The organism is Bacteroides cellulolyticus, assembly GCF_025567135.1.
GTDB lineage: Bacteria > Bacteroidota > Bacteroidia > Bacteroidales > Bacteroidaceae > Phocaeicola > Phocaeicola cellulolyticus.
On sequence record NZ_JAOQJJ010000007.1, the window covers coordinates 1 to 20,346 of the forward strand.

The following is a 20,346-nucleotide window of genomic DNA, read 5'->3' on the forward strand; positions in this document are numbered from 1 at the left end:
TAAGGACTCGCTTTTCTATTGTACAAACAGGGCACTGGCATCTGTAGGTACGAACTTATTTGTGAATTACTCATATGTATAAAATTAATTTTGAATAGTTACTTATTTGATTAATTATATCTTTATATGTTACCATAATCACATAATTTCTTTTTATACTCCAGTCATCCTAACAATTTCGTAAATAATACAACCTTTATCCGAAACATTAGCCTTTTTCCCATTTGATATATATTTCCAGATACAAAAATAGTGATAAATAATTAATCTAAATGGAAACTACTTTATATATTAGTTTTCCATATTAATAATCTGATATCTATAAAAACTGCACTGCCATGCATTTGAGTTTACATATAAGAAATGACTATCCCATAGTAAACACCGGATTATCACCGGTACTTTCATGCTCATTATAACAAAATCCTTCCCATTCGAAAAGTTTAAGATGTTCAGGGTCTTCTATCCTGTTTTTCAAGATATAACGCGTCATTTCGCCGCGACACATCTTGGCATAGACAACCACTGTAGAAAGCTTACCGTTTTTGTAAACATGAAAATCAGGAGTTATTACTCTGACTTCACTGCACACACGTTTCCAGTCGAAAAGATCCTTCATCTCGCTACTGGCAAGATTTATAAGAATTCCTCCCTTTTTCTTAATTTCATCAATAAAGAAATCAGTCAAAACAGGTTTCCAATAATCAAACATTGTCACGTTATCCCTTTCCGGAAGTCTCACATCTCCTTCCAGACGATAATTCTTTATAACATCTAGCGGACGGAGTAATCCATAAAGAAAAGAAGTTATTAACAGATGTTTCTGCGCATATTTCAAGTCCTCATCCGAGAAATCCTTCACAGCAAGACGTTTGAACACCATACCTGTGTACGACAAGATGGCAGGAAGACCATTATTATCTTCCGAAAAGAAATTATGATATCTGAAGTAATTCTCGGCAGCAAGTTTGGAGTTTATTTTAAGCATTCGCCCTAGTTCCTCTTTATTGAATTGCGACATATACATCGCATTCTGCACAGCCTCGTTATAAAATACCGGTTTTGTGGTTAACGGTGCTTTTTGCTTACTTTGCGCTGTCATTGTTTTAGCGCAAGATATATAAACCAACATAATCAGAATAGTGTTTAATCAATATTATCTTTTATCTAATATCTAATCAGAAATATCTTCTGTGATGTTTCATAAAGTAATCTTATTGGGGAATATCAGTATATTCCTCAGATTTACAAAGATAACTCTTCTAATGAAACATTCACGTCATACAAACAGCAGCCGAGAGAATACTTTCAGAGAAGAAAAACATCCCGAAGCGACAAAAATCTAAATTCATTTATACATTTCATTTAAATCTTTCTCCCTGCACCTGTTGAAGAAATAATCCAGTATGAACCGGGCATTCTTCCTCACCAGCTCTTTACCGTGTTCCAGTCCTTGTGTGTTATTTAAGGCTGCATCCTTCAGGTATCCTCTATCAAGAAGTTCGCAAGCCAGTTCGTATGGTATCAATTGGTTATTTGTCAAGAAATTAAACGCATTCTTTTCTGCCATTTCCTTATTATAATATGGATTATCAGGAGAAGCGATACATTCACAATAGTTACGCACAACAGATATTCCTTGTTTAGGAGTAATACACAACATCAATACGTCATTTCCCGTATCAGGAATTTTCAGTCCTGAAGCTATTTTATATTTCATCTTGTTTGAAATGAAATCGTTCATCTCTTCTTTTCCTTTCAGGAATACAAAATGTTTTCCTTTAGTTGCCGCAACGAAGTCATCGTATGCCGCCTTTTTGTTAGCATCCGAGAGTTTATTCTTAATGTCATCAAGTTCTGGAAAATCTTTAATGCTATAGATATTCATAGCCCCGTTGTGTTGCCAATACTTTCCAAACTTGAACAGAGTTGTTGCAACTATCATATCACCCGGTATTAACTTTGGAGCGTTCAGTTCAATAGAATCTTTTGTTACTTTATAAGTTTCCTCCTTGCCTGAAACCTCTTTGAACACATAATAATCATCTGTATCGTCCGTCACCAGATAAAATGCTCTCATCCTGCTGTCCACATCCATATATGGTGCATCCACATGATTGACAGCCTGTTCCTCAAGAAGAAGTTTCAAATATTCAGGAGCAGTAATGGCAAGAAGAGGAGTTCTGCCCGACACCACGCTGTTCATCTTAAAGGAATATATCATCATATCCATCGTACGGTCATCAAAATCCTTACGCTTCTGATATTCCACTATTTCATCAGATACGGTATCCAGATAAGATTCATAACAACCCATGTTGATATATGAGTCAAAATAGAACCACTCTACTTTATTTCTGTATTCAATGAAATCACCCTCTGTCAAATAAGAGAAATCAAAGAAATCCTGAAGTCTTTCATTCACCGGAGCTGTCTCGAACTCCTCGTCGAAGATATCGTATATTTCATTTGCCAATGCCAAAATACCGGTATTCTCAGGATTATAGATTTTCTCCCCTATTTTATCTCTCTGAAAGCAATGCCACAGAATGAAGCGTACGTCTTCCACATTTATTTCGTCGGGATAATAATCTTCGCCCGTTTCATAGAAAGGCAATCGGCTGCCATAGCGTTTTTCGCACTGCGAAGTGAATACCTGCCAGACACCGGTCTGCGAAATAATATCTTCAAACCATCCGACAAGAAATATCGCCGTGTCTTCGTAAATCTCGTCTTCCGGCTCTGTTTCTCCCTCCATTATGTCATAATCATATAACAATTCAATTATTCTGTTTACCAATTTACAGTAATAATTGTCTGTCGCATCGGTTTTTGTATATGGATGCATAGACACCCATTCTCTAGGATAAATTTTTCTCATTATTACCAGTTTTTGATTATATTCAATAAATATCACGCCAATACCTCATTCACAATCTGCAACATCTTTTTGTTGTTAACCTGTGTTCTGAAATGTACTGTATAACCTTGCGAAGAAAGATTGTCGAAAAACACCTTGGCACACTCTATCTTGAGATTTTCCAATCCACGGGTTCCGGTCATATTGTCAACATCTTTAGACTCCACTACTATGTTCAGTTCCTTTTCACCATTTTTCTTTTTTACCACATACATAAAGTCTGGGCTATAAGTACCTCCTGCCACAGTAGGAATAGCTATACTGTTTCGCGGAATCTTGCCATAGACAACAACCTCGGCTATGTCAGCATTTATATTTTCCAGTTCCAATGGAGAATCAAACGCCTTAGTATTATACAGATATTTTGCCATAGGCTCTCCTTCTACTACCTTTGTACCTATCCTGCCCTGAGCTATTTCTTTTCTTACTGTGCCATCACTGTAAGTCAATGCCGTCGCTCCGATATTTCCATTCGTCTTTTTATATTTGAAATGCCCCATCAGGTTTTCCGCCTTCCATTCGGCAAATTTACTGATTATAATCCCAGCCGACTGCTCATTAAAGAAGGAGTTCTTCAGTCTACCATGCTTTTCCACATAATTGTTTAACGCACTGTGCAGCACAGGTATGGGAATATTGGTAGCCAACGAAATACGTTTCAGGAATACACCGTATGGCAGTGAGTTCTTTATCGTATATTGCACTCCCCCATCCATAAGAAGAGACATCTGTTCGCCGTCACTCTTCACCACATCCCTATGACTTGTGATGACCTGCTCGGAGAAAACACCTTCCGACTCTAAAATATATGCCAGAGCATCCCGGATTTTAGAATTTAGTTCTTCTTCATACCAGATGGTATATCGCCTGTTCAGAATACTCCACAATTCGCTGATTTCCTCAAAACGAGCTTTTCGTATTCCCACAGGCTTGTTTTTCAACTTATTATTATCCTTAATCTTGTCAGATACAACTCCCGAACGGAACAACGGATATTCATCAAAGAATTTTACCCTGTTTTCAGGAACAATGGAAAGCATATCCGAATCATCGGGATCCAAATATCTTTTTGTCAGAAGTTCTGCTATAAGGTCTCTCTTGTCCACTCTCATTTTTGCGGCTATCGTACCAATATGTCTGAATGAGATAAATACAGTTTCAGGAACCTCGCTGTTAATTTGCTCTACTAATTTGTCGGCAAAATCAGCTTCAGTGAAATCCACAATATAATTAAGCATGAAATCCTCATTTGAGATTCTGTTGCCACACTCATCAACCGGGAGACGCAATCCACGGCCTACCTCCTGAAGCTTTGAGTTGTCACTTCCGCTGGAACGTAGTTTGGCTATGGTGAATACGTTGGGATTGTCCCACCCTTCCTTTAGCGTCCATTTGGAAAAGAGAAATCTTCGCAATATATAATTACCGTCTTTATCCCTGAAAGAAAGAAGCTGTTTCTTACCGTTAAGGATATCGTCCACCTCGCGTGCTATATCCTCGTCCGAAGAGCTGTTGTCCTGCGCAAAATACCCTGCATGACAGGCTTTTATATCACTAAGGCTTGCTTCCAGATAATCCCTATATTCTTGTTCGCTGTCGCTCAGTACGGCTATAGTTTCTTCAAGCTTTTCTTTCAGCAACCGTTCGAAAGTTTGTAGCAGATAAGGTTTCTTGCCATCGGAACTTTCTCTATACGAAGTTATATCGTCAATAAAAAACAGGGCCAAAGTCTTGATTTTGAACTTCCTTCCGCTAAAATTTGAACGTTCGGTTTCAAAATGCCTTTCCAGTGCAAGACGGAGCATCTGCTCCTGATATGAATTCATGTATATGTCCACATCTATCTCCTCTCCCACATTCTTCGTCAATCCATTGGAGAGTTCTATACAGTTTCTGTCTATGGTTTCTATCATGATGCCGCTGAACTCTTCCGCCATTACGGACAGCGAATCACCGACATGCAGATGAAACGTACGTGTAGGCTTGTCAGCACTCCTATACTGGAAGGTAGCCACATCATTTTTCACTGCGGACAACAGTTTCACCTTTTCATTCTTCTTTGAGACAGGCTCGAAATGCTCCTTTGCAACCCCCTTTATCAGTCCCTGATTGAATGCCTGGCAGGCGTTAAGGTCATAAAGCAGGTTTTTATATTCCTGAATAGCCCTCTTGGTCTTACCTTTACCAATAGTAATTTCCGGGAAAGTGGCACCAAAACGTATTATACACTGTGGTGCAAGCTCATCCATTATCACACCGAAGGCTTTCTGTTCGCGCGAAAACTTGTGCGGTTCGTCTATTATGACAAACGGCCTTGTGGCACGCAGAGCATTAAAAGGACGATAAAAGCCCTCTACAACCGTTCCGTAATCATCACGGCTAAGCATATAACCTTTAGCCACTTTCAGCAGCTGCATATTAACCAGAAGAACATATATCTTGTTGGAATTGCGGCTTGAGCCTTTTACGAACTCACTTACAGCCGTAGGGAAATACTGCCTTCCCTTTTTCTTGTTCTTCGCAGGCTCCAATGTGAGCAATTCTATTTCAGCTTCATATCCGCAGACATCGCGGAAATGACGTTTCACTGCATAATCACCCATAAACTGCCTTGCTCCTGCCTTTATGGGAAGTGTAGGCACAGCCACTATGAATTTGTTGATACCGTAACGTTTGTGCAGTTCGTACATGGCATGGGTATATACATACGTCTTTCCCGTACCTGTCTCCATTTTTATATCCAGATTCAGGCACTTACTGTCATAGCTGTATCCCTTGTATTCCACAGACAGCCCATTGGCATCCTGAATATTCTTTATATTGGCTCCTACACCATCTATATATGTAGTTATCTGCGGATTGGCATAATATACTGATGGCGGCTCTATAGTGGTCTTATGAAATACATCGGCTATAGCGTCCACGGCTTTCTGCTGATGTGGCAACGATGGTTGAAGTATAAGTTCCATATATATTTATGTCAATAACGGATATCAAAATTAATACGCATATTCTTTTCCCCAGCCTGAACTGTCTGCATATTGTCTTTCAGTCCCTGCTGCTCATTCCAAGACAGCGCATATCCATATACCACTATATTCTGCGGATTGAATTCAGCCTCTGTCTGATATTTGTCAAGCAGTCCTCCTACAGCCTCATTCGTAAGTCCGGGGTTAATAATATAGAGGTGGTTAGGCATACAGTAAACCTCGTACCCGTCGAAATCGAGTGTTTCTATCTCCGGAGTCAATCCGTAGCCGTCCCTTACAAGCCATGTGGCAATAATGGCAGGTACACCGAACTCATCAACAAGCGTTTTGTCGCCAAATATATATTTCGGGTCATAATTTTCTATTTTTTCCACTGCTATGTCCGAAGGCTCTTGCAGAGTATAATGCCTGAATCCCAAATCGCCGTGGAACAGAGGATTTTCCTGTTTTATCTTGTTGGCGGCACGCTTGATGCGCTCCATACCTATTTCGTCTATGGTTCTGAAACCACATTTGAAAGCTTCAGAATCCTTTTCACACAACTCTTGCAACTGAACCAATATAAAAGTCCTGTCACCACCATCTTCAGAATTTTTCTTCATTAAAGCATGAGCCGTAGTAGAAGAGCCTCCAAAGAAATCAACAATAATGGAGTCTTTTTCCGTTGCTATAGTAATAATCCTATTCAATAAATCTATAGGCTTTGGAAAATCAAATACTTTTTTCCCGTCAAACAAATCCCTGACTTCTCTTGCAGCCTTCTTATTGCCCTCAAGGTCGTTCCATAATGGAGAAGGTCTCTTGGTTCGCCCATCAAGATAATATTTAACATACGGCCACCAAACTTCCTCATTATTGCGCATGGTCTTTTTCCAAAGAATCATATTGTTTTTCACGAGATTCTCATACGAAGTTTTCTCTACACGCCAACGACTGTCATACCCTGCAGTAGCCGAAGGATACAAAATTTCTCCATCAGGATTTTTTATTCCATAATATAGATTAGGACGATCTTCACGTTTATCATTAGAGCCGGTCTTTCTCAATTGGTCATATGCGTAAAAGCCTACATCATCCTTATCCTGGAAACGCTTTTTGTCTTTTTCAGAAAGTTCCAGCCCGTTCAATTCATAACCTTCCTTCCTTGAATATACAAGAATATAATCAAAAGAACTTCCAAGTCCGCCACTATCCTGCCCGGTAGTCTGACCGGTAGACCTGACGATATTACCAAGAAAATTCTCTTCCCCAAACACATCATCACACAACAACTTCAGATTACTCTGTTCATTATCATCTATGGATATAAAAATCACACCGTCGTCAGAGAGCAAGTCTCTGGCAAGCACAAGGCGGGGAAGCATGAACATCAGCCATGCAGAATGAGTGGCCGAGCCACGACGTGTCAAATCAAGAATTCTAATCGCTTGTTCCTCAGAAATACTAAGTTTGGAAGACAGTTCTTCGGGAGTAAACTTGAAAGAATCGTTATATACAAAACCGTCGGAACCGGTGTTGTACGGAGGGTCTATGTAGATGCACTTTATGCGTCCGGCATAAGATTTCAGCAAATGCTTCAACGCATCTATATTGTCACCGCTGATATATACGTTTTTGCTGTCCTTGTTCTCGGGCATGCTGTTATGTTTTTCATCAGGGACAACAACTGTTGTGGTATCGAGCGAAGCCAACAGTCTGGCATAATTCTTACCCAAAAAACGAAGTTCATACCCCTCATCCGTCACATTTATCTTGTCTTTCAAATATTCTTTAAAACGTTCTATATCGAAAGAACCGTCGGCATGGAAGCATGCTGGAAAATTTTCCCTCAGCACTTCCACTTCTTTAGCTCCGAGGGTGACATTATTATTCTTTTCAGTTATATCCTTTATCATTATTCATTTGAGTTATTATGCGACAAAATTAATATTTTTTTCACATATCTGTCCACCATATAAACACCAACCTAGCTTCAATCCTCGTTTAATTCCTCAAAGAAACCTTCCACACCGCCTTCAATCTGCTTACCCCAATCCTCTATCTGTTTTGAAAAATCTTTCAAGGCGTTTTTGGTCATTTTTGCATAAATCCTGCCTTTCAGCTTTCCTATCTCCTTCAGTTCGTCATCGGTAAACTCGTATTTCGACATTTCCTCTTCAATCTTCTCATACTCAGAAGCTATCTTTTCCCAATCTTCTTCCGTAAATTCATCATACCTGTCTTCCACCTGTTCTACCAGCGAAGACAGATGTTCTATCGGAGTTTTTGAGGTTTCGCATGACGAGATACATAACGAAAAAGCTATTGCAGCCAGGAATACATTAAATTTATTCATAATCAATGGTTTATATTTGGTTCTTAATATACATCGGCATATTCACTGTTCCCACATTCTTCAGCACTCCGTCTGCTACAAGAATTTTCAGAGTGCGCAAAGCTTTAGACTTGTTGAAACCAGTCAGCTTTTCAAAATCCGCACGGCGCATGAAACGGTTATACACAAAGTATCTGTCAATCTTGACTATTATATCAGCTTGTTCCATATTTCCGGAATGACGGGAATCATCAATATCATGTTCGAAATGAACCTTATTAAGCATTTCTAGCAATTTCTTGTCGGGAACAAAGCGGATACCTTTTACCTTTATGTCTTTGGAAGATACATATTTAGGATCTACATCGGGAGCGCATTTAAGACTGAGATTAAAACTGCCGATACCCTCCAAATTGACAGAATAACCCTCGCAGAAGGCATTATAGAATTCTGTCTGCAGGGCTGTCAGCACTCCCCATACATCAGAAGCGGTAAGGGAACATTTCTGGTTTACTCTCTCACCAAGGTTTCTTGTATTCACAACTCCTTTTGATATTACTTTGGCATGTAGTTTACGGGACGTAACTCCCTCTTTTTCAGGATTACTATACAAATCAAATTTTACAGGCATACTTTTATTCTTTTTATGTTTTACGCTTTTCAATTAAAAATTCCATATCAAAGATAGCGGAACACGTACGTGTAACGCGCGGAACACGAACGTGCAACGAGCGGAACACAAACGTGTAACGCGCGGAACACGAACGTGTCACGGTAAATATGGCAAGAAATTTTGACATAAGAAAGCATCCGCAAAATAAATATGTTTCGCCATGCAACAATTAACAATTAATAACAAGGGGTGGAGGATTTTTTCATTACCTTTGTTTTTAAGTACAAACTACACATTTTTATATGCAAAACAGTGACAGCATCATCATAATTCCTACTTACAACGAGAAGGAAAACATTGAGAATATAATCCGTGCCGTGTTCGGACTGGAAAAGTTTTTCCACATCCTTATTATAGAAGATAACTCGCCGGACGGAACAGCAGACATAGTGAGAAGGCTGCAGAAAGAATTTCCGGAAAGGCTTTTCATGATTGAAAGAAAAGGTAAACTGGGACTAGGAACTGCATATATCACAGGATTCAAATGGGCTATAGAAAAGAAGTATGACTATATTTTCGAAATGGATGCCGACTTCAGCCATAACCCTAACGACTTGCCAAGACTCTACAAGGCTTGCCATGAAGACGGCGGAGATGTGGCTATCGGTTCAAGATACATCAGCGGAGTGAACGTGGTTAACTGGCCTATGGGCAGAGTTTTGATGTCGTACTTCGCATCCAAATATGTGAGATTTATCACCGGAATACCTGTACACGACACTACTGCCGGATTCAAGTGCTACAGACGTGAAGTACTTGAGACCATCGATCTGGATAAAATCCGCTTCAAGGGATATGCTTTCCAGATTGAAATGAAATTCACTGCCTACAAGTGCGGATTCAAGATTATAGAAGTGCCGGTTATATTCATCAACCGTGAACTCGGAACTTCTAAGATGAACAGCAGCATATTCGGTGAGGCTGTGTTCGGAGTAATGAAACTGAAATGGGATAGTTGGTTCAAAAAATATCCTAAAAGAAAAGGTTGTTAGTTTTCAGACATTGGTTATTAGTTTTTAGAATTAGAAATCTAATCAATTAGTCAATTCTTAATATATAAAGATGAAAAGAATTTGGATAAAGAATGCTGTCATCGTGAACGAAGGCAGACAGTTTAAAGGCTCGGTTGTTACTGAGGATGAAACAATATACAGAATTATCGAAGGCGATGCTACGCCTGAATGTGATATAAACGAGACCATTGACGCAGAAGGTTGCTTCCTGCTTCCTGGAGTGATTGACGACCATGTGCATTTCCGCGACCCTGGACTTACACACAAGGCTGATATGGCTACAGAAACCGCTGCAGCTGCTGCCGGAGGTGTGACTTCGTTCATGGATATGCCTAACTGCAATCCGCAGACCACTACCATCGAGGCTCTGGAAAACAAGTTTGCCGATGCCGCTACCAAGTGCGTGGTGAACTATTCTTTCTATTTCGGGGCAACGAACAATAATGCCGACCAGCTTAAAGATCTTGACAAGACTCACGTCTGCGGCGTGAAACTGTTTATGGGCGCAAGTACAGGCAACATGCTTGTGGACCGCATGGAAGCTCTGAAGAAGATATTCTCCGAAGCGGGAATGCTGATTGCAACTCACTGTGAGGACCAGACCGTGATTAGCCGCAACACAGCCGAAGTGAAAGAAAAGTATGGCGAAGATGCCGACATTTCTCTTCATCCGATAATCCGCAGCGAGGAAGCTTGCTATAACTCATCATCTCTTGCCGTGAGACTGGCTAAAGAGACAGGAGCGCGTCTTCATATCCTGCATGTAAGTACAGCGAAGGAACTCGAACTGTTTGAGGATAAACCTCTGAAGGAAAAGAAAATCACTTCGGAAGCTTGCGTTTCGCATCTTATGTTCTGCGATGAAGACTACAAGACTCTTGGCGGACGCATAAAATGTAATCCTAGCATCAAGACACGTGCAGACCGTGACGCTCTGAGAAAAGCATTGAGCAGCAATCTTATAGACGTGATAGGTACAGACCACGCTCCTCACCTTCTCTCCGAAAAACAGGGCGGTGCACTGAAAGCTGTATCGGGTATGCCTAGCCTGCAATTCTCATTGGTAAGTATATATGAGCTTGTCAAGGAAGGTGTGTTGTCAGTGGAACAGCTTGTGCAGAAGATGTGTCATGCACCTGCCGAGCTGTATCAGATTAAGGACAGAGGATTTATCCGCGAGGGATATAAGGCAGACCTGGTGATACTGAATCCTGACCATGAATGGACTGTCACTGCCGACTGCATAAAGAGCCGTTGCGGTTGGAGCCCAATGGAGGGAAGAAACTTCCATGCCAAGGTTGAGAAGACCCTGGTAAACGGAACCGTGGTTTACGAAAATGATACCGTAAATACTGCCCACAGAGGTCAGGCACTGGTATTTAACAGATGATTTGTTAGTTTTTAACTATTTAATTTTTAATTATTAATTCCTCAAATGCGTACAGACATCACCGTAAAGGAATACGACATACACGAACTGGCTGACTACATAAACTGGATTTACTTTTTCCACGCATGGGGATTTCAACCCAAATATTCGTCAATAGCCGATATTCATGGTTGTGACGGCTGCCGTGCAATGTGGCTTGTATCTTTCAAGGAAGATGAAAGACCAAAGGCTTCCGAGGCGATGCAACTGCACAAGGAGGCACAGAGAATGCTAAACAGTCTGGACGGACGCTTCAAAGTTTATGCCATGTACCGCCTGATGGATGCCAATTCGGACGGCGACAATCTGATAATGGAAGGGACAAGATTTCCGCTGTTAAGGCAACAATCAAGAGTTAAAGACTCTGACCCGTTTCTGTGTCTTAGCGACTTCGTCAGACCTGCATCCTATGGTATGACTGATACTGTGGGATGTTTTGCCACCACAATTGACCCGGAAATGGAAAAGGAATTCGAAGACGATGACTACAAGCATATGCTATGCAAGACTTTGGCTGAAAGACTGGCTGAAGCGGCAGCAGAAAAGATTCATGAAACAATCAGAAAATCGGTCTGGGGATATGCTCCTGACGAAAACCTGAGTGTGAAAGAGCTGTTGGATGAAAAGTATTGTGGAATACGTCCTGCTGTAGGCTATCCCTCACTTCCAGACATCTCGGTGAACTTTCTGCTTGATGATTTGTTGGATATGAAGCGCATAGGAATAACTCTGACTGAAAACGGAATGATGCATCCTCATGCTTCAGTGAGCGGACTGATGTTCGCACATCCGCAGTCAAGATACTTCAGTGTCGGAAAAATAGACGAAGTGCAACTTGCCGACTATGCTGAGAGACGTGGCAAGACTGCCGATGAGATGAGAAAGTATCTGAGGGCAAATGTTGGGTAATCAGTTGTTAGTTATTAATTTTTAATTTTTAATTCTAAATGATCTTACTTAGAGTTGCAATATTTTTTCTGCTGATGCTGTTGTTACCGGACTGGTACATACACCGTGTATATATAAGGTGTAAGAAAAACAAGCTTTACAGCAGGCTTCTTTGGTGGCCTACCATAGGTCTGCTACTGCTGCTGGCTATCTTCATAGCCTTACACGACAGTCTGCACGACTATTTCGGCATATACCTTATCGTAACTTTATGTTTCTGCATTCCAAAACTGACGTTTGTATTATTCAGCCTTATACTGAGGAGTATCAATAAAATTGCTGGATTGAAAATACCTCACGCAACCATATCTACCCTGCCTGCTCTGGCTATGCTGGGGTACATTCTTTTCGGAGCAATAAAGGGAAAAGAAAACTTCAAGGTTAAAGAGGTAACATTCACATCGGCAAACCTGCCTGAAGTATTCGACGGCTACAGGGTTATGCAACTCTCTGACATACATTCCGGAAGCTGGAAAGGAAATCCGGAAGCCTTGAAAAAAGCCATAGACTTATGCAACAGACAAAACGCAGATTTGGCTTTGTTCACAGGCGATCTTGTAAACAGCCGTTCCGACGAACTTTTAGAGTTCACAGAAATTTTCTCTGAACTGAAAGCAAAAGATGGTGTTTACTCCGTATTGGGAAACCATGATTACGGGACATACGTCAAGTGGAATTCCGAAGCAGACAGGATTGCAAATATAGATTCTCTCATTGCCCGTGAAAACAGAATGGGATGGAGAATGCTGAACAACAGTCATACCATCATCAGAAGAGGTAATGACTCTATAGCAGTGATAGGAGTAGAAAACAGCGGACGCCCGCCCTTCCCAGACTATGCCCGTCTGAAAGAGGCCTCAGCAGGCACCGAAGGTATGTTCCAGATACTGATGAGCCACGACCCTACCCACTGGCGCAGGCAAATTCTACCGGAATCGGATATTGAACTCACACTGTCGGGGCATACACACGATATGCAGATTACGTTCTTTGGGTTGTCTGTATCATCGTTCATTTATCCTGAACACAACGGCATGTATATGGAAGGAGAAAGAGGACTTTACGTAAACATAGGACTAGGGCACGTACTGTTCCCGATGCGACTTGGAGCATGGCCGGAAATAACAGTAATCACACTAAAGAAAAAATAACAGAAACTCAAAAACTCATAAATATGAAATTATTGTACATCATCTATCAGATTTGCATTGGTTTGCCGATATTCCTTGTAACAACAATTCTTACGGCACTGACAACAATGATTGGATGCCATCTTGGCAACGGACATTTCTGGGGGTATTATCCCGGAAAACTCTGGTCACAAATAACATGTTACACTTTACTTCTGCCTATAAAAGTAAAAGGGCATGAAAATATAGACCAGAAACAATCATATGTGTTTGTAGCAAATCATCAGGGTTCGTTCGACATCTTCCTGATATACGGTTTTCTGGGAAGAAACTTCAAATGGATGATGAAGAAAAGCCTTAGAAAAATACCATTTGTGGGTAAGGCATGCGAATCGGCAGGATTTATCTTCGTTGACAAATCTGGACCTAGAAAAATACACGAAACAATAGAACAGGCATTCCATGTGCTGAAAGACGGAACTTCACTGGTGGTTTTCCCTGAGGGAGCTAGAACATTCACCGGACACATGGGTATTTTCAAGAAAGGAGCTTTCCAACTGGCAGACGAACTTCAGTTACCGGTCGTTCCTTTGACGATAGACGGCTCGTTCAATATACTTCCGCGTACTGGAAAACTGTTGTCATGGCATCCTATGAAGCTTACTATCCACAAGCCTATTTTCCCGAAATGCAAAGGTCCTGAAAACATCAAGGAGCTTATGGAAGAATCGTATAAGGTAATAGAAAGTGCGTTACCGAACGAATATAAAGGAAAAGTCGATAATCCTGACCAATAAATCTATAGCATAAAAAACAGCTCCGGCATATTGGAATTTGTTTCCTTATGCCGGAGCTGTTTTTTTATATAAAATCAATATGAATTGATTACCATTCTACGAATTTGCCACGAGCTCTGCGTTCTGCAAGAATTTCTTTCAGACGTTTGTTCTTCTCTTTTGCGATGTATTTACGTCCGAAGATGTTAGGGATGGCAACCCCAAGGGAAATACATAATATCACCATACCGGAAGTAATACCGCTCTGTATAGCCTTCATCAAGATTGAAATCTGTTCAGGCGATTCCACATTCATATTGATGATACCGAAAAGCATACGATACATAAGCACTCCAGGAATCATAGGAATGACAGAAGGGATAGTCAACACGTGGTTTGGACAGTGGAACCAGTGTACAGCCTTGATAGCTATAAGACTCACCAATACAGAACCGGCAAACGATCCTATCACTAGTCCCATATCAAGACCTATATTGTCTGTACTTGGACCGAGGTTCACAAAGTTACGTGTACAAACAGCTATTATACCTCCTATGGCAACAACCCACAAAAGACGGCGCGGTATATTGAATATCATAGAGAATCCCATTGCTGAGATGGCAGCAGCTATGGCATATTCAATATAATTGTGGTGAGGAACCATACTGATGGTCGGGAAGAAATTTTCAATATGACATATCTTAACGGCAAATGCTATACCGAAAGCCATGGCAGAAACCATAAGCAATGTATTGACCGCACGTACTATACCGACCTGAATATAATTGTCCAGCATATCATCAACAAAGTTTATCAACGGCACTCCCGGTACAATGAACAATGCACATGCCAAAAGCGGATGCCATGGAGTGGTTGTCCACGAAGCAGGCAATAATGTAGATGCCCATGCCAACATTGTAGAAATAAAAGCAGCAATAGCAATACCCATGTAATGATTTAGACCTGACTCATTACATTTGGCACGTACTCTCATACCGATAATGGCAGCTATTGACGCATAAAGGAAAGCAACCCAGTCGCAACCGAACTGGATACAGAATCCACCGCAGGCAAAACCGGCACCGACAGCAACCTGCCAAGGAGTATAGTTACGCTTGCGTTTACGAATTTCTTCCAGCTCCTCTTCATATTGGTCAAGGGTGTAGTCATTCTCGATTGCACGCCATGACAATTTGCTCACAGCCGATATGGCAGTCATGTTCACTCCATGACCATCTATCCTCTGGAATTTTGTGAATGAATAATCACCATCACTCACATTCACCATAAGCATGGTAAAGCTGACGTTGATGTGAAGTTTTTCTTCCGGAATACCTAGGAAAGCGGCAGTACGCTTCATATTCCTTACCACACGGTTGGTGTCTGCAAGGCTCTCAACCAGAAGTTTTCCGGTGCGTAAAAGTAAATCTACTCTTCGATGAAGCAACAGCTCATCGTGTACTTTTTCAGTCGTCTGAAGATGTTCCATATAGTCAAGTTTTGTTTTCGGCTGCAAAGGTATTAATTATTCCTATTTTATGTGTATCTTTGTAGCGCAATATTATACAAAAAAATATCCGGATTTGGTAAGAAACAGAAAAATCACATATCGTTTCCACAGTTTTGTGGAAAAATTACACACCTTTTAATAATAAAAACTACTTGACAATACATTTTAAACAGTTTATTTTCAGCAAATTAGATTCTCCGTCTCAATTATGGCATATGGATTGCCATTAATTTAACGGCATCTAAAATATTAACAGATTTGTATATGAAACGATTTTTGACAAGAAAGGACTTGAAATTCAAGAAGAAACAAGCCATTTACTCATGCATCTGCATTATCTTAGTAGTAGGTCTTTATCTTATCTTCAACAGAAAAGAAAAACCTGTTGTTGAAAGACCTATTGTATGTGTGCAACCTGTTGTACAGGAGAATGTTGAAATCTATGGAGACTATGTAGGACGAATCAGGGCACAACTTTTCGTTGAAGTAAGAGCCAGGGTAGAAGGCTTCCTTGAAAGAATGCACTTCGAAGAAGGTAGTTACGTTAAAAAAGATCAGATACTTTTTGTTATCAATCAGGACCAATACCGCGCAAAAGCCGATAAGGCTAGAGCACAGCTAAAGAAAGACGAGGCTACGGCACTGAAAGCCAAACGTGATTTGGACCGTATCCGCCCACTTTATGAACAGAACGCTGCCAGCCAGCTTGACTTGGATAATGCCATAGCCGCATACGAAACAGCAGAGGCAAGTGTAGGTATGAGTAAGGCTGACCTAGAACAAGCTGAACAGGAATTGGGATATACAATCGTACGCTCTCCTATTTCAGGACATATCAGTGAAAGACTTGTTGACCCTGGAACTCTGGTTGGTACCGGAGGTAAATCATTGCTAGCTACAATAGTAAAGAGTGACACTGTTAACGTGGATTTCAGTATGACAGCCCTTGACTATCTAAAAAGCAAGGAAAGAAACGTTACTTTTGGTCAGAGAGACACTACACGTACATGGAAACAGACAGTAACAGTTACACTGCCGGACAATACCGTATATGAACATAAAGGTCTGGTGGATTTCGCAGCTCCACAGGTTAACCCTAAGACTGGTACATTCCAGGTAAGAGCCGAATTGCCGAATCCTGAACATGTTCTTCTTCCAGGACAATTTACTAGCGTAAAAGTTCTTCTTGACGTAAGAGAGAATGCTACCGTAATTCCAAAGAAATCGCTTATCATCGAAAAAGGTGGGTCATACGTATTCGTGATGCGACGTGACTCCGTAGCAGAAAGACGCTTCATCGAGATAGGTCCGGAATTCAAGAACGATGTTGTAGTGGAAAGAGGTCTGGCACCGGGAGAAATGATTGTGACAGAAGGTTACCACAAGCTCACACCGGGAGTGAAAGTACAGGTAGCTCCTGAAGATATAAGCAATGAGGAAAACAAGGCTGACAATGACAGCAGCACTACAAGCAAGTGAAATTAACACAGAGGTAAACTAACCAAGCTACACATTTATGAAAGTAAGTTTCTTTATAGACAGGCCGGTATTCTCGGCTGTCATCTCAATACTTATTGTCATAGTAGGTATCATAGGATTGATGATGCTTCCTATCGACCAATACCCACAGATAACTCCGCCTGTGGTTAAAATCAGCGCCTCATATCCGGGTGCGAGTGCCGTAACCGTTTCTCAGGCGGTGGCAACTCCTATCGAGCAGGAACTCAACGGTACTCCGGGTATGCTTTATATGGAATCAAACAGTTCGAATACAGGTAGTTTCTCGGCTACTGTCACTTTCGACATTTCAGCCGACCCAGATATGGCATCCGTTGAAATACAGAACCGTGTGAAACTGGCTGAATCAAGACTTCCGGCGGAAGTTGTTCAGAACGGTATCGAAGTGGAGAAACAGGCAGCCAGCCAGCTTATGACTCTGACTCTGATGTCTGACGACCCGAAATTCGATGAGATTTATCTTAGTAACTTTGCTACACTATATGTACTCGACCTTCTTCGCCGTATTCCTGGTGTAGGCCGTGTATCGAATATCGGTAGCCGCTATTATGCAATGCAGATTTGGGTTGATCCGGCAAAACTTGCCAATTACGGACTGACAGTGCAGGATTTGCAGAGTGCTCTTAAAGACCAGAACCGCGAATCGGCAGCCGGAGTACTCGGCCAGCAGCCTATGTCAAACGGTATTGACATAACTATCCCTATTACAGCTCAGGGACGTCTTTCTTCGGCATCCCAGTTTGAAGAAATAGTTCTTAGAGCTAATCCTGACGGTTCTCTCATCAGAATGAAAGATGTGGCAAGAGTTTCTCTTGAAGCATCATCATACAGTACCGAGAGTGGAATCAACGGTGGTAACGCAGCGGTACTTGGCATATACATGCTTCCGGGAGCCAATGCGATGGAAGTTGCACAAAGAGTAAAAGATACAATGGAGGAAATCAGCCAGACATTCCCTGAAGGTCTGGAATACAATTTCCCGTTCGATATGACAAACTACATCTCGCAGTCTATCCATGAGGTGTATAAGACTTTGTTCGAAGCCCTGTTCCTGGTGATTGTGGTGGTGTTCCTGTCTCTTCAGAGCTGGAGAGCGACGCTCATCCCTGTGGTTGCAGTACCTATATCGCTTATCGGAACATTCGGTTTCATGCTGATATTCGGGTTCTCACTCAATATGCTTACACTGTTGGGACTTGTTCTTGCCATCGGTATCGTGGTGGACGATGCCATTGTGGTAGTGGAAAATGTGGAACGAATAATGGAGGAAGAAAAACTCAGTCCTTACGAGGCCACAAAGAAAGCTATGGAAGGTCTTGTTGGAGCCGTAATCGCAACATCACTTGTGCTGGCTGCGGTGTTCGTTCCTGTAAGTTTCCTTTCCGGTATCACAGGTCAGTTGTACCGCCAGTTTACTGTAACAATCGTAGTGTCAGTACTTCTTTCCACTGTTGTGGCATTGACATTAAGTCCGGTGATGTGTTCTCTGATATTGAAACCTACAGATCCGAACAAGCCTAAAAACAGGGTGTTCAACTGGATAAACAAATGGCTGGGTATCGGTAATAACCAGTACGTGAAATATATAAAACGTATAATCAAGAATCCTCGCCGGGTAATGGCAGGTTTCGGTATGGTTCTTGTATTCATATATGTATTCCACAGATTAGTACCAACCAGCTTCCTTCCGGTAGAAGATCAGGGATATTTCACTGTAGAACTTGAATTGCCTGAGACTGCCACACTTGAGCGTACACGCAAAGTTACTGACAGGGCAATCGACTTCATAATGAAAGATCCTGCTGTGGAATATGTACAGAACGTTACAGGTACTAGTCCACGTGTGGGAACAAGTCAGGCAAGAAGTCAGCTCACAGTCATTCTGAAAGAGTGGAAAGAGCGTGACAACACTACAATAAACGAAATTATGGACCGAGTTCAGAAAGAACTTGAAACATATCCAGAGAGCAAGGTGTTCCTTTCTACTCCACCGGTAATTCCGGGACTTGGTACAGCCGGAGGTTTCGAAATGCAGCTTGAAGCCAGAGGTGAGGCTACATACGATGATCTTGTGCGTGCCACAGACACTCTGATGCATTATGCTTCTATGCATAAAGAAATTGCAGGTCTGTCATCGTCACTGCAGGCTGAAATTCCACAGTTGTATTTCGATGTTGACCGCGACAAAGTAAAATTATCTGGAGTACCAATGGCAGATGTATTCTCTACGATGAAGACTTATACAGGTTCGGTTTATGTGAACGACTTCAACATGTTCAACCGTATCTACCGTGTATATATACAGGCTGAAGCTCCTTATCGTCAGCAGCGCGAGAATATAGGTCTGTTCTTCGTAAAAGGTTCGTCAGGCGATATGATCCCGCTTACAGCACTTGGAACAACAGATTACACAACAGGACCTGGTAGTATCAAACGTTTCAACATGTTCAACACATCAGTTATACGTGGTACAACCGCCAATGGCGCCAGTTCAGGTCAGGTAATGGAGATATTGGAACAGATAGCACGCGAAAAACTTCCTGACAACATAGGTGTGGAATGGAGCGGTCTGTCATATCAGGAAAAACAGGCAGGCGGACAGACAGGTATCATATTGTCACTTGTATTCCTGTTCGTATTCCTCTTCCTTGCGGCACTCTATGAAAGCTGGACAGTGCCTATCGCGGTATTGATTTCACTTCCGGTTGCAGTGCTCGGAGCATACGCCGGAATAACATTATGCGGACTTGAGAACGATACCTACTTCCAGATTGGTCTTGTAATGCTTATCGGTCTTGCAGCAAAGAATGCCATCCTTATCGTGGAATTCGCAAAAGACGAGGTAGATAAAGGCAGAGATGTGATAGAATCTGCCATACATGCGGCACAATTACGTTTCCGCCCTATCCTTATGACATCATTGGCATTTATCCTTGGTATGCTTCCAATGGTATTGGCTACAGGTCCGGGATCTGCCAGCCGACAGGCAATCGGTACCGGAGTATTCTTCGGAATGATTATAGCCGTTACAGTAGGTATCGTGCTTGTACCTTTCTTCTTCGTAATGATTTATAAGGCTACAGGCAAAATGAAACAGAAACGTATCAACATAAAGAAAGCATAAC

General features: G+C 41.5%; 14 protein-coding genes. 7 read left to right on the top strand and 7 right to left on the bottom strand.

The genetic code is table 11. The features are described from left to right. Window positions 1–367 precede the first annotated feature (367 nt). The 6 genes from yaaA to OCV82_RS08365 all read right to left on the bottom strand — a co-directional run bounded on the left by yaaA (window position 368) and on the right by OCV82_RS08365 (window position 8,855). A complete protein-coding gene (yaaA, locus tag OCV82_RS08340; protein WP_154043988.1) occupies window positions 368–1,132 on the bottom strand; it encodes a peroxide stress protein YaaA in 765 nt (254 codons plus the stop codon). Window positions 1,133–1,348: 216 nt separating this feature from the next. Then, on the bottom strand, window positions 1,349–2,881 hold the full coding sequence (locus OCV82_RS08345; protein ID WP_154043989.1) for a DUF3843 family protein: 1,533 nt from the start codon (window positions 2,879–2,881) through the stop codon (window positions 1,349–1,351). Window positions 2,882–2,913: 32 nt separating this feature from the next. Further along, window positions 2,914–5,889, bottom strand: coding sequence for a type III restriction-modification system endonuclease (locus tag OCV82_RS08350; RefSeq protein WP_154043990.1), 2,976 nt, complete (start codon window positions 5,887–5,889; stop codon window positions 2,914–2,916). A gap of 11 nt (window positions 5,890–5,900) precedes the next feature. Then, window positions 5,901–7,805 (bottom strand): site-specific DNA-methyltransferase, encoded by a 1,905-nt coding sequence (locus OCV82_RS08355; RefSeq protein WP_154043991.1) that lies wholly within the window; start codon window positions 7,803–7,805, stop codon window positions 5,901–5,903. 77 nt (window positions 7,806–7,882) lie between these two features. After that, complete coding sequence (locus OCV82_RS08360; RefSeq protein ID WP_154043992.1) at window positions 7,883–8,245, bottom strand: outer membrane protein assembly factor BamD; 363 nt, start codon at window positions 8,243–8,245, stop codon at window positions 7,883–7,885. 10 nt (window positions 8,246–8,255) lie between these two features. Beyond that, window positions 8,256–8,855, bottom strand: coding sequence for an HU family DNA-binding protein (locus tag OCV82_RS08365; RefSeq protein WP_154043993.1), 600 nt, complete (start codon window positions 8,853–8,855; stop codon window positions 8,256–8,258). A 284-nt stretch (window positions 8,856–9,139) separates the two neighbouring features. Between OCV82_RS08365 and OCV82_RS08370 the strand changes: the two genes are divergently transcribed. The 5 genes from OCV82_RS08370 (at window position 9,140) to OCV82_RS08390 (ending at window position 14,214) form a co-directional block, all read left to right on the top strand. Beyond that, complete coding sequence (locus OCV82_RS08370) at window positions 9,140–9,889, top strand: polyprenol monophosphomannose synthase (RefSeq protein WP_154043994.1); 750 nt, start codon at window positions 9,140–9,142, stop codon at window positions 9,887–9,889. 70 nt (window positions 9,890–9,959) lie between these two features. Beyond that, complete coding sequence (locus OCV82_RS08375; RefSeq protein ID WP_154043995.1) at window positions 9,960–11,300, top strand: dihydroorotase; 1,341 nt, start codon at window positions 9,960–9,962, stop codon at window positions 11,298–11,300. A gap of 45 nt (window positions 11,301–11,345) precedes the next feature. Next, on the top strand, window positions 11,346–12,248 hold the full coding sequence (locus OCV82_RS08380; protein ID WP_154043996.1) for a vitamin B12 dependent-methionine synthase activation domain-containing protein: 903 nt from the start codon (window positions 11,346–11,348) through the stop codon (window positions 12,246–12,248). Between the two features lie 38 nt (window positions 12,249–12,286). Beyond that, entirely contained in the window at window positions 12,287–13,438 is a 1,152-nt protein-coding gene (locus OCV82_RS08385) for a metallophosphoesterase (protein WP_154043997.1), read from the top strand. A gap of 23 nt (window positions 13,439–13,461) precedes the next feature. Further along, window positions 13,462–14,214, top strand: coding sequence for a lysophospholipid acyltransferase family protein (locus OCV82_RS08390; protein ID WP_154043998.1), 753 nt, complete (start codon window positions 13,462–13,464; stop codon window positions 14,212–14,214). A gap of 88 nt (window positions 14,215–14,302) precedes the next feature. Here the strand turns inward: OCV82_RS08390 and OCV82_RS08395 are convergent, their stop codons facing one another. After that, window positions 14,303–15,682 (bottom strand): threonine/serine exporter family protein, encoded by a 1,380-nt coding sequence (locus OCV82_RS08395; protein WP_154043999.1) that lies wholly within the window; start codon window positions 15,680–15,682, stop codon window positions 14,303–14,305. 285 nt (window positions 15,683–15,967) lie between these two features. Here OCV82_RS08395 and OCV82_RS08400 point away from each other — a divergent pair, with 285 nt between their 5' ends. Further along, on the top strand, window positions 15,968–17,182 hold the full coding sequence (locus OCV82_RS08400; RefSeq protein ID WP_154044000.1) for an efflux RND transporter periplasmic adaptor subunit: 1,215 nt from the start codon (window positions 15,968–15,970) through the stop codon (window positions 17,180–17,182). Between the two features lie 37 nt (window positions 17,183–17,219). After that, complete coding sequence (locus tag OCV82_RS08405) at window positions 17,220–20,345, top strand: efflux RND transporter permease subunit (RefSeq protein WP_154044001.1); 3,126 nt, start codon at window positions 17,220–17,222, stop codon at window positions 20,343–20,345. Window position 20,346: the final 1 nt, after the last annotated feature.